Source organism: Pseudolysinimonas sp. (genome assembly GCF_049651805.1).
GTDB lineage: Bacteria > Actinomycetota > Actinomycetes > Actinomycetales > Microbacteriaceae > Pseudolysinimonas_A.
This window is the reverse complement of record NZ_JBASCU010000003.1, coordinates 23,339-34,718: the sequence shown is the minus strand read 5'-3', so window position 1 is coordinate 34,718 and position 11,380 is coordinate 23,339. Positions and strand designations below refer to the sequence as shown.

Genomic DNA, 11,380 nt, shown 5'->3' with positions numbered 1-11,380 from the left:
GAGAAGACCCGACGGCTCGCCCACGGGTTCCGCAACTTCGACAACTACCGGCTCCGCATCCTGCTCGCCGCCGGCGGCCACAAGCCCTGGCGAACCCGAGCCGCCCCCGCTTCATGATGAAGAGCCCGTTTAGTGCGGCACTGGGGAAAATTCCTCTTATCACCGCGGTTCCGGTCGTAAACTAATACCCGGATCTGGAACCACACAGATAATGGGGACAAATTGAAGAAGCAAATTACGCAACTCGTCGACGATCTCGACGGCACGGTGCTCGACGACGGCAACGGCACCACCATCCGCTTCGGCCTCGAGGGTCGGCAGTACGAGATCGACCTTTCGTCGGCGAACGCCCAACGCCTTCGCGCCGCTCTCGCGCCGTTCATCTCCGCCGGCCGCTCCGTCGCCGGCTCGCGCAGCGGTTCGGCGCCGCGTCGCTCGAGCCGCAACGCGAGTGGCGAGCTCGCCGCCATCCGTTCGTGGGCGCAGGGTCACGGCCATTCGGTCGGCGACCGTGGGCGCATTTCGGCCGAGGTGCGCGAAGCGTACGAGCGCGCGCACTGACAGGTCTGACGGTGTGGTCTCGACATGCGCCCTCCGGGCGCTACTCGACCACCGAGCGACATGCGCCCTCCGGGCGCTACTCGACCACCGAGCGACACACGCCCTCCGGGCGATACTCGACCACCGAGGTCGAGCGGCTACTCGACCACAGAGGTGGTTACGAGAAGTCGGCGTCGGGGGCTGAGCGGTAGGAGAAGTCGTACTTGGGGCGCCAGCCGCGGTTGAGCACGCCCCCCGACTCTTCCAGGTAGCAGGCGCCGCACAGCGACTCGTAGGTGACATCTACCCCATCGATCGCGACCTGATCGCCGTCGAAGATGAATTCTCCGTCGACGCTGCGGGCGTTGAAGATCGCTTTGCGGCCGCAGCGGCAGATCGTCTTGAGTTCTTCGAGCGAGTGGGCGATCTCGAGCAGCCGCCGGCTTCCGGGGAAAGCGACGGTCTGGAAGTCGGTGCGGATGCCGTACGCGAGCACCGGCACGTCTTCGTCGATCGCGATGCGCAGCAGGTCGTCGATCTGCTGTTCGCCGAGGAACTGCACCTCGTCGAGCAGCAGACAGGCGACATCCTTGCCGGTCTCGCGGATCACCTGCTCGCGGCGCTCCATGAACGCGGCGAGCACGTCGTCGTCGGGCGCGATCGTGAAGTCGACCGGCCGCGTGACCCCGAGCCGAGAGACGATCGCCGCCTCGCCCTTGGAGTCGATCGCCGGCTTGGCGAGCAGCACCTGCTGCCCGCGCTCTTCGTAGTTGTACGCGGCCTGCAGCAGGGCGGTGCTCTTGCCGGAGTTCATCGCCCCGTAGCGGAAATACAGTTTCGCCATTCGCTACTCGAGGTACCCGTCTTCGGCGGCACGACGGATGAGGTCGGCCTTCTTGCTCGCTGGGCGGTCGACACGAGCGTACTTTTCGCGCACGCGGCGCAGGTAGGTCTTCGCGGTCTCATACTGCACGTTCATCTGAGCCGCGACTTCCGCGGTGCTGTATCCCGTCGCGTACAGGCGCAGGGCTTCGACCTCGCCGGGGCTGAGTTTAGGGCGCGGCTGGTCGGCGGTGCCGACCGCGGCCGGTCGCCACACCCGCGCCGTGTTGGAGCTCGGGAGGCCCATGACGCGGCGGGCCGTATCCATCACTGCGGCCATGTTGAGCGACTTGGACAGGAATGCGGCGGCGCCCGCGGCGAGGGCTCGTTCCCGGGCTTCGCGGGTGTCGACGCTCGAGAGCACGATGACCTTCGCACCCGCGGCGCGGCAGGTGCGCACCCGCGCCTCGATCGAGACGGGTTCCTTGAGCTGGAAGTCGATGAACACCAGGTCGGTCGGAAACGCTGGGCTGTGCACGAGTTGCAGCCAGGTTGGGGCCATCAGAACCACGTCGAAGTCGGTGGCGTGAGCACCGATCCAACTGCTCAGGCTGTCGAGCAACACCTCGTGATCGTCGAGCACCGCGAGCCGCACGGCGGCGGTGGCCCGCCCGGCGCTGCGCTCGCCACCGGGTAGCGCCGACACGGCGGGCCGATGCTCGATGGTGCTCACGCGACAACCTTATGTCTGAACCCCCCGGATCGTCGCCGTGCGCTAGAACAGTGTCGGCTGAAGCCCTCCCGCTGCGGGCGGAAGCGCGCCGGCTGACCGCGGGGGGCGCTCCAAGCCGTGGCGCCGCACTAACGGCCGCACCCGCGCCGCGAGCCATTTTCGGTAGCCCGGTGGCGCGTACACCTGGCCGCCGGGGTAGAGGCGTCGGTACCGCGTCAGCAGCTCGGGGCGCTCCCGCTCGAGCCACGCGAAGAACCACTCCCGAGCGCCCGGCTTGAGGTGCAGCGCGGAGTAGGCGACCGACTGCGCTCCCGACTCGGCGATCGCCCCGAACGCACGGTCGAGGTGCTCGACGGAGTCGGTGAGGTAGGGGAACACCGGCATGACGAACACCGAGCACGGCAGGCCGGCATCCCGAACCGCCCGCACCGTCGCGAGGCGTGCTTCGGTGGTCGGGGCGCCCGGCTCGATCGATTCGCGCAGGTCGGCGTCGAAGATGTCGATCGTCATCGCGACCTCGACCGCAACCCGCTTGGCCGCCTGTTGCAACAACGGGATGTCGCGGCGTAGGAGCGTGCCTTTGGTGAGGATGCTGAAGGGCGTTCCCGAGTCGGCGAGCGCCGCGATGATGCCGGGCATCAGCCGGTAACGGCCTTCGGCGCGTTGATAGGGGTCGGTGTTGGTGCCGAGGGCGACCGGATGCCGCTGCCACGACGGGCGGGCGAGTTCTTTGGCGAGCACGTCGGCGACGTTGACCTTCACCACGATCTCGGAATCGAAGTCGCGCCCGGCGTCGAAGTCGAGGTAGGTGTGCGTCTGGCGCGCGAAGCACATGACACACGCGTGCGAACATCCGCGGTACGGGTTGATGGTCCAGGCGAATGGCAACGCGCTCGCGCCGGGAACCTGGTTGAGGGCCGACTTGGCGAGCACCTCGTGAAAGGTGATCCCGGCGAATTCGGGGGTCTGCACCGACCTGACGAGGCCGCGCAGGGTGCCGAGACCGGGCAGCGCGGCCGTCGCTTCAGCGCTGAGTCTCTGCCCGTTCCATCGCATCCCCACATTCGAACATACGTTCGAGCCCGTTGCAAGGTTCAGGCCGGGATGCCGAGAGCTTTCGCAGTGCGCGCCAGCGTCGACTTCGCCGTCGCCTCGTCGCTGGAGAGAGTCGACCCGTATGACGGGATCATCTGTTCGAGCTGCGGGCGCCAGGCAGCCATCTTGTCGGGGAAGCACTTGGCGATGACGTCGAGCATGATCGGCACAGCGGTCGACGCCCCCGGCGAGGCGCCGAGCAGGCCGGCGATCGTGCCCTCGCCCCCGGCGACTACTTCGGTGCCGAACTGGATGACCGACTTGCCGTCGGCGTCGCGCTTCATGATCTGCACGCGCTGACCCGCCGTGATCAGCCGCCAGTCCGCACCTTCTGCGGTGGGTGCGAATTGCTGCAACGCGCGAACCTTCTTGGCGCGGGTGGCGAGCACTTCGGTGACGAGATACCAGACGAGTGAGAGGTTCTTCAGGCCGGCGCCGATGAACGTGCCCAGATTGTGCCAGCGCAACGCGGCGAACAGGTCGAGGTACGACCCGGTCTTGAGGTACTTCGTCGAAAACCCGGCGTAGGGGCCGAAGAGCAGGCTCGCCTGCCCGTCGATGACGCGGGTATCGAGGTGCGGCACCGACATGGGCGGGGCGCCGACCGACGCCTTGCCGTAGACCTTCGCCGAGTGCCTGCGCACCAGATCCGGGTCGTCGGCGTGCAGGAACTGGCCGCTGATCGGAAACCCGCCGTAGCCGCGGATCTCGCGGATGCCGGAACGCTGAAGGAGGTTGAGCGCGTTTCCGCCGGCGCCGACGAACACGAAACGTGCGGCGAACTCCCGCGGGGTCGACCCGACATCGTGCTTCACCTGGAGCTTCCACAGCCCGTTCTTGCGGGACCGGCGCAGGCCGGTGACACGGTGGTTGAGATGCAGAGTGGCACCGTTCGCGACGAGACCGTCGACGAGGGTGTGGGTGAGTGAGCCGAAGTCGACGTCGGTGCCCGACAGGATGCGGGTGGCGGCGATCGGCTGATCTTTGCGACGGCCGGGAATGAGCAGCGGCGCCCAAGACCGGATGACAGCGGCGTCTTCTGAATACTCCAGACCCGCGAACAGCGGGTGGTCTTTGAGCGCTTCGTACCGCTTCTTCAAGAAGGCGACGTTGTCGGCGCCCCAGACGAAGCTCATGTGCGGCACCGGGTTGATGAAGCTCGCCGGCTCCGGCAGCAGTCCCTCGCCGACCAGGTACGACCAGAATTGCCGCGACACCTGGAACTGCTCGTTGACCTTCACCGCGTTGGTGATGTCGATCGACCCGTCGGGCAGTTCGGGCGTGTAGTTGAGTTCGCAGAGCGCGGCATGGCCGGTGCCGGCGTTGTTCCACGGGTCGGAGGACTCGCGTGCGACGCCGCCGAGACGTTCGAAGATCGCGATCTTCCAGCTGGGTTCGAGTTGAGAAAGCAGGGTTCCGAGGGTGGCGCTCATGACCCCGCCGCCGATGAGGGCGACGTCGAGGGGTTCAGTCACCCGACGAGTCTATCGGGGCGAGCCGGTACCCCCGGTCGTCACGGGGCCGGTGACGGTCCGAACAGCCGACGCAGCTCGGCATCCATCAGGTCGGCGATCGCCGCGTTTCCCGCATCGTTGAAATGGATGCCGTCCACCGTCCACTCGCGACGATCCACGAGCCAGTGCGACGACTTCGTCACGAACGTGGCGCCCACCTGGGCGGCGCTCGCCCGAAGCCAGCCGTTCATAACCGTCGCCTGTGGCGGCTCGGCGGCGAGTGGAGAGAAGAGGGCGAAGACCAGGATGCGAGCGTCGGGCACGCCCGCCCTCAGACGCTCGAGGTCGCTCGCGATGGCGGTCTCGACCGAGGCGCCGTCGCTCTCGACAAGCCACAAGTCGTTGATCCCCAGCGTGACGAACACAACATCGGGGCGCGCCTCCACGATCTGTGCCGGAAGGTCGAGGCCGCCGCGCGCCTGCACAAACCCGAGCCCGGGGATGCTCGGGTTGACCTCCGTCCAGCCGCGCCGGGCGCTCAGCAAACTCGCCCAGCGCTGCTCGGGCGAGGTCGCACCGAGCCCCATCGTCAGCGAGTCCCCGTAAAAGGCCGCGACAGATCCCGCCGGAACCGGATCCGAAGTCTCCCGCACCTGCTTTTCCGTCGCGACCGCCTGCGCGCTGCACGCCGTCGCCAGCAGCAGCATCGTGGCCAGGGCGGCGAGCCCGCGCGCCCAGCGCCGGGGCATCAGCTCGCGGGGACGACCGCCGGGAGACGTGCGGCGACGAGTTCGGCGATCTGCACGGCGTTGAGCGCCGCGCCCTTGCGGAGGTTGTCGTTCGAGATGAAGAACGTCAGCCCGCGGCCGCCCGGTGCACTCTGGTCGGTACGGATGCGCCCTACGAGGCTCGGGTCGGCACCGGCGGCGTCGAGGGGGGTCGGCACATCCATCAACTGCACGCCCGGCGCCGCGGCGAGCAGCTCGGTCGCGCGCTCGGGACTGAGCGGGCGGGCGAACTCGGCGTTGATCGACAGGGAGTGGCCGGTGAACACGGGAACACGCACGCAGGTTCCCGACACCCGCAGATCGGGGAGCTCGAGGATCTTGCGGCTCTCGTTGCGCAGCTTCTTCTCTTCGTCGGTCTCACCGAGGCCGTCGTCGACGATCGACCCGGCGAGCGGCACGACGTTGAACGCGATGTTCTTGGGGAACTTCACCGCGGCGGGCATCGTCACGGCAGCGCCGTCCTGCACGAGGCCGATGGCATCCTGCGACACCGCGGCGGCCGCCTGCTCGAGCAACTCCTCGCCGCCCGCGAGCCCGGCGCCGGAGACCGCCTGGTAGGTGCTCACGATCAGGCGTTCGAGGCCCGCCTCGGCATCCAGCACCTTCAGCACCGGCATCGCGGCCATCGTCGTGCAGTTCGGGTTGGCGACGATGCCCTTCTTCACCTCGTCGAGGGCGTGCGGGTTCACCTCGCTGACGATGAGCGGAACCTCGGGGTCCATGCGCCAGGCGCTGGAGTTGTCGATCACGAGCACGCCGGCTGCGGCGAACCTCGGGGCCTGCACCTTCGACATCGTCGCCCCGGCGGAGAAGATCGCGACATCGAGACCCGACGGGTCGGCCGTCGACGCATCCTCGATCGTGATCTCTTCGCCGCGGAACGGCAGGGTCGTGCCCGCGCTGCGCGCCGACGCGAAGAACCGGATCTCGGCGATCGGGAAGTTCCGCTCGTCGAGAAGACGACGCACGACGGCGCCGACCTGACCGGTGGCGCCGACGACGCCGATGCGGATGCCCGTGGTACTCATAGGGCGAGAGCTTAGCCGCGCCGGCGACCGTGTGTCGGTCAGCGGCCCCCGCCGTTGCCAGGCCGCGATCCGGAGTGACCGGGTGCGTCGCCGGACTTTCCGGGTGAGCTCGGAGCGCCACTCTCCGTCTCGTCCTCCGTGTCGCCGGTCGGCACGTCGCCCTCTTCAGAAACCTGGTCGTCGCCGGACTTCTTGTTGGCGTGCGTCTTCGCCCACGCGGAGATCGCGGCGCCCTTCTCGGCGCCCGTGAACTCGTCGGAGTGGGCGAGGTAGCGCGGCACGAGAGCGACTTCGGAGCTGCGCTCGTTGCCGGTTCCGCTGCACTCGATCGTGTTGACGGCGAGCAGCTGCTCGATGGTCGACGTCTCACCCTCCAGCGACTCACCCTCGACGGGTTCCGTGGGCACCAGCACGCAGACCAGTCCGTTCTCGTCGGCGGGTGCGTCGGGTGAGGGCGCGTCCCCCGACGCTTCCTCACCCGACGCCGCCTCCGGTTCCGCGGTCGCAGTGATGGCCGCAACCGCATCCCCTGGGTTCTCCGCTTCGACCGCCATCGCGAACCCCCCGTAGGCGACGACGACAAGCGTGCCGGTCGCGAGTGCGACGGCGATGGAACCCTTCATCATGTGAACCCCCCGATTCGGATGAATGTGTCGCAACCCTAACCACGTGCGTGATGCGCTCGCAGCAAAGGTGAGAGTTCTCTCACGAGAATTGACCCCCTAGTCCGGGGGACGTCGCCGCTCAGCGGCCGGTGCCTCCGTGCACGACCGCAACGTCGTCGGCGTCGAGGCCGAACGCCTCGTGCACGATGCGCATCGCCTGCTGGAGCGTGTCGGCGCGGGTGACCACCGAGATGCGGATCTCGCTGGTCGAGATCATCTCGATGTTGATGCCGGCATCCGAGAGCGCGCGGAACAACTGCGCCGAAACGCCCGCCGACGTGCGCATGCCCGCCCCGACGACCGCCAGCTTGCCGATCTGGTCGTCGTACTGGATCGACTCGAAGCCCGTCGCCTCCTGCTCGGCGTTGAGGGCCGTGACCACCTTCTCGCCATCGGACTTCGGCAGGGTGAACGAGATGTCGGTGAGACCCGTCGCCGCGGCCGAGACGTTCTGCACGATCATGTCGATGTTCGCGCCCGTCTTGGCGACGATCGTGAAGATGTCGGCGGCCTTGCCGGGAACGTCGGGGACTCCGACGACGGTGACCTTGGCCTCGTTGAGGTCGCCGGCTACCCCGGTGATGATCGGCTCTTCCACCGACTCCCCTTCTTTCGCGTCGCGTTGCTTGACATCGTGCTGCTCGGTCGGCAGCACCCACGTGCCTTCGTTGTTGTTGAAGCTCGACCGTACATGCAGGGTCACACCGTGCCGCCGGGCGTACTCGACGGCCCGGATGTAGAGCACCTTCGCGCCGGCGGCCGCGAGCTCGAGCATCTCTTCGCTCGTGACCTTGTCGATCTTGTGCGCCTTCGGCACGATGCGCGGGTCGGCGCTGAACACCCCGTCGACGTCGGTGTAGATCTCGCACACGTCGGCGCCGAGCGCGGCGGCGAGCGCGACGGCCGTCGTGTCGGAGCCGCCCCGGCCGAGCGTCGTGATGTCTTTGCTGTCGCGGTTGAACCCCTGGAAGCCGGCGACGATCGCGATCGCGCCCTCGTCAAGTGCCTCGCGCACCCGGCCGGGGGTGACATCCACGATGCGCGCCGAACCGTGCCGGTCGTCGGTGATCATGCCCGCCTGGCTGCCGGTGTACGACCGCGCGTCGAGACCCATGCTCTTGATCGCCATCGCCAACAGCGCCATCGAGATGCGCTCGCCCGTCGTGAGCAGCATGTCCATTTCGCGCGGATCCGGCTGCGGCGTGACCTGGTGCGCGAGGTCGATCAGGTCGTCGGTCGTGTCGCCCATCGCCGACACGGCGACAACGACGTCATTGCCGGCGCGGCGGGTCTGCACGATGCGCTTCGCGACCCGCTTGATGCTCTCGGCGTCGGCGACGCTCGATCCCCCGTACTTCTGCACGATGAGGCTCACGGTGGTGCTCCTGGAGGGGTGGGATAGCGGGCAGGCGGCCCTGACGCAAGAGCTTAGCGGCGCCACGAGTACCCGCAGGCGGCCGAGGGATCCTCGAGCTCTCGTCGTATCATGACGCGGTGGTCGGGATGCGGTGGGCGAGAGGGGTCGCGCTCGTGGCGGTCGTCGGGCTGGTCGGCTGCACCAGCGTTCCAGCGGACGCGTGGCGACTCACCCCGATCTCGTACGACAACCGGATGGACGGAACGAACGAGCCGCAACAACTGAACGACACGACGTACCCGATGCGCCTGGTCTCCGACACCGCGGGCGGCCTGTGGGGTGAATCCTCCGGCTCGTGGCTTCATCTCGATGCCGACGGTTCCCCGGTGCGACGGTTCAATCTCGACGGTGACGAGCCACGTCCGGTACACGGGTTCACCGCACTCACGCCCGAGTTACTGCTCGTCTCGGCCCCCACCGACGGCGCGAGCGGAGCGATCCACCTGTTCGACACGGTCGACGGCTCGTGGGAGCTGCTCTATCGCGACCAGATCCTGCTGGGCGATCTGGCCGTCTATGGCGGCAACGTCTACGTCATCGCGTTCACGACCGGGGAGGGCACGTTCACGGTGCGCCGCGTGCCCCTCGACGGCACCGGCGGCGCGAGCGACGCCACGCCAGCGCTGCCCTGGCCCGGTGCCGTGCACCCGATCCAGTCTTCGGTGGCGATCGACATCGGCCCCGACGGTGCCTTCTACCTCGCGACGCAGGCGGAACGGATCGTCGTGGAGGCCGACGGAACCGTGCGCGACCGCACGCCGATCGAGAGTCACGTGCCGCAGGTCGCGGTCAGCTCCGACGGAACCCCCGTCTGGTCGGGAGGCGGGCGGCCGTCGTCCGCCGTCGCCTCGCACGTCACGGGAGGCTCGGCGGAAGCCCGCGCCGTCTTGAACCTGCACGCGACATGCACAGAAGATCTCGTCGTCGTGGGGTGGAGCCCGAACCAGACGACGCTGCCGTTCCTCTGCTCCCCGCGAGGCATCGCGTGGCTCGACCCCGAGACGTTCGTCGTCTCGATCGGCGGCGAGAACGATGCCGTGCTCGTGCGCGTCGAGATGCCCGCTCCATTCGGCTGACAAGAGCCGAGGGGTGCATCTAGCTCAGCCGCTCTCTATCGGCAACCCCTGTGCGCTGTGCTCCCCGGCGGGCTGGACTAGGGGCACGAGAAACGATCACCCAGAACAAGGGCGAGGTGAAGGAGGACGGGGCATCTCGCATGAGCGACCCCCGAGACTTCGACGAATTCGGCGACGGCGGGGGCCAGGGCGAGCAACCAGGAGCCGACCTCCTCGGTGACGAGACCGAGTTCGACGCCGAGAACCTGCAGACCTCCACCGGAGGCGGGATGGGGCCCGAGTCGTTCCCGCCCGACGACGACGAGAACTTCAGCGGCAACGGGGCCGACCGCGGCCCGAGCTGAGCCTCAGCCGACGCGGCCCGGCCGCCGCGTCATCCGCGGGAGGCCAGGAACTCTTCGACCACCTCGGCCGTCTCTTCCCAACCCTCGACCGCACGGGTCGGGATGCCGAGGGCGACCACCGGGAAGTCGTTGCCGTCGGGGTCGAGACGGTCGCCGACGAAGAGCATCTGCTCGAACGGGATACCGGTGAGTTCGGCGAGGCGTGCCATCCCATACGCCTTGTCGATGCCGCGACGGGTGATGTCGACGCTCGTCGAACCACCCGATCGCACCTCGAGGTCGGGCAGGTGCTGCTGCACGGCGGCCCGGAGGGTGTTCTTCTTCGCCCCCGTCGGGTCCCAGGCCTTCTTCGCGTCCACCGGAGCGGCCTGCCCCAGGGCCGAGAAGGTGATCTGCGAGCCGCGGTCCTCGAGGATCGGGCCCCAGGTCTCGCTCTCCCAGAATCCGAGCCGCTTCGCCTCGGATTCGACCGCCGCAAGCGCCTCCTGCTTCTGGGCGTCGGTGAGGTTCTCGGCATACTGCTGAACCCACGAGCCGTCGCGGAACAGGTAGTACTGCGTACCGCAGGTGGGCATGAGGTGCATATTCGCGAGCGCGTCGGGGTGATCGAGCGGCAGGTTGTCGATGAGCTGGCTCTCGAACTGCCCGAACTGCCCGCCCGAGATCACGCAGACCTCGACGGCGCCGAGCAGCTGCACCAGCAACTCGGCCATGCGAGGATCGACCGGCGATTTCGACGGGGCGAGGGTGTCGTCGAGGTCGAACGCGACGAGACGGACCGTGGAGGCACTCACGAGAGACCAGCTTGCCAGGGGATCAGCCCTCGACCGTACGTCTGCCCTCGAACGCACGACCGAGAGTCACCTCATCGGCGTACTCGAGGTCGCCCCCGACGGGGAGGCCCGATGCCAGCCGCGTCACCCGCAGCCCCGGCTGCACCAACAGTCGGGTGAGATAGGTGGCGGTCGCCTCACCCTCGAGGTTCGGGTCGGTCGCGATGATCACCTCGGTCACCGTCGAGTCGGCGAGCCGTTGCACCAGCTGGGTGATGCGCAGGTCGTCAGGACCGATTCCGTCGATCGGGCTGATCGCCCCGCCGAGTACGTGGTAGAGCCCGCGGAACTCCCGGGTGCGTTCGATCGCGACGACATCCTTCGCCTCCTCGACGACGCAGATCGTGGCGGGGCTGCGCCTCGGGTCGCGGCAGATCGAGCAGGTGTCTTGCTCGGCGACGTTGCCGCAGATCGAGCAGAAGCGCACCTTGTCACGAACGTCCATGAGGATCTGCGCGAGCCGCTTCGTGTCGAACGACTCGGTCTGCAGGATGTGGAACGCGATGCGCTGCGCCGACTTCGGCCCGATGCCGGGAAGCCGTCCCAACTCGTCGATCAGCTCCTGAACGATGCCCTCGTACACGG

The 11,380-nt window shown here is 68.0% G+C and carries 13 protein-coding genes; 3 read left to right on the top strand and 10 right to left on the bottom strand.

Annotated elements, in window-relative coordinates; all coding sequences use genetic code 11:
• Positions 1-222: 222 nt before the first annotated feature.
• Positions 223-561: a histone-like nucleoid-structuring protein Lsr2 gene (locus tag WBL06_RS00265; RefSeq protein ID WP_424453969.1), complete on the top strand. Its 339-nt coding sequence runs from the start codon at positions 223-225 to the stop codon at positions 559-561.
• Positions 562-718: 157 nt separating this feature from the next.
• Here the strand turns inward: WBL06_RS00265 and WBL06_RS00260 are convergent, their stop codons facing one another.
• From WBL06_RS00260 to WBL06_RS00225, 8 genes are all read right to left on the bottom strand, one after another.
• Positions 719-1,384: a thymidine kinase gene (locus tag WBL06_RS00260; RefSeq protein WP_424453968.1), complete on the bottom strand. Its 666-nt coding sequence runs from the start codon at positions 1,382-1,384 to the stop codon at positions 719-721.
• Positions 1,385-1,387: 3 nt separating this feature from the next.
• Positions 1,388-2,095 (bottom strand): DNA-binding response regulator, encoded by a 708-nt coding sequence (locus WBL06_RS00255; RefSeq protein WP_424453967.1) that lies wholly within the window; start codon positions 2,093-2,095, stop codon positions 1,388-1,390.
• A gap of 42 nt (positions 2,096-2,137) precedes the next feature.
• Positions 2,138-3,151, bottom strand: a complete 1,014-nt coding sequence (locus WBL06_RS00250; RefSeq protein ID WP_424453966.1) for an Rv2578c family radical SAM protein — start codon at positions 3,149-3,151, stop codon at positions 2,138-2,140.
• Between the two features lie 38 nt (positions 3,152-3,189).
• A complete protein-coding gene (gene mqo, locus WBL06_RS00245) occupies positions 3,190-4,665 on the bottom strand; it encodes a malate dehydrogenase (quinone) (RefSeq protein ID WP_424453965.1) in 1,476 nt (491 codons plus the stop codon).
• A 38-nt stretch (positions 4,666-4,703) separates the two neighbouring features.
• Positions 4,704-5,393 carry an SGNH/GDSL hydrolase family protein gene (locus WBL06_RS00240; RefSeq protein WP_424453964.1) on the bottom strand — a complete coding sequence of 230 codons (690 nt, stop codon included), beginning with the start codon at positions 5,391-5,393 and terminating at the stop codon, positions 4,704-4,706.
• Entirely contained in the window at positions 5,393-6,460 is a 1,068-nt protein-coding gene (locus WBL06_RS00235) for an aspartate-semialdehyde dehydrogenase (protein WP_424453963.1), read from the bottom strand. The genes WBL06_RS00240 and WBL06_RS00235 overlap by 1 nt, the downstream gene beginning before the upstream one ends.
• A 38-nt stretch (positions 6,461-6,498) precedes the next feature.
• Positions 6,499-7,086 carry a hypothetical protein gene (locus WBL06_RS00230; protein WP_424453962.1) on the bottom strand — a complete coding sequence of 196 codons (588 nt, stop codon included), beginning with the start codon at positions 7,084-7,086 and terminating at the stop codon, positions 6,499-6,501.
• A 118-nt stretch (positions 7,087-7,204) separates the two neighbouring features.
• The gene (locus WBL06_RS00225; protein ID WP_424453961.1) at positions 7,205-8,500 is read right to left on the bottom strand and encodes an aspartate kinase; all 1,296 of its coding nucleotides are present in this window, start codon (positions 8,498-8,500) and stop codon (positions 7,205-7,207) included.
• Positions 8,501-8,619: 119 nt separating this feature from the next.
• Between WBL06_RS00225 and WBL06_RS00220 the strand changes: the two genes are divergently transcribed.
• Positions 8,620-9,618: a hypothetical protein gene (locus WBL06_RS00220; protein WP_424453960.1), complete on the top strand. Its 999-nt coding sequence runs from the start codon at positions 8,620-8,622 to the stop codon at positions 9,616-9,618.
• Positions 9,619-9,758: 140 nt separating this feature from the next.
• Positions 9,759-9,962, top strand: a complete 204-nt coding sequence (locus WBL06_RS00215; protein WP_424453959.1) for a hypothetical protein — start codon at positions 9,759-9,761, stop codon at positions 9,960-9,962.
• A gap of 29 nt (positions 9,963-9,991) precedes the next feature.
• Here WBL06_RS00215 and WBL06_RS00210 read toward each other — a convergent pair whose 3' ends face one another.
• A complete protein-coding gene (locus WBL06_RS00210) occupies positions 9,992-10,756 on the bottom strand; it encodes an HAD-IIB family hydrolase (RefSeq protein ID WP_424453958.1) in 765 nt (254 codons plus the stop codon).
• A gap of 22 nt (positions 10,757-10,778) precedes the next feature.
• Positions 10,779-11,378: a recombination mediator RecR gene (gene recR, locus WBL06_RS00205; RefSeq protein ID WP_424453957.1), complete on the bottom strand. Its 600-nt coding sequence runs from the start codon at positions 11,376-11,378 to the stop codon at positions 10,779-10,781.
• Between the last annotated feature and the right edge of the window lie 2 nt (positions 11,379-11,380).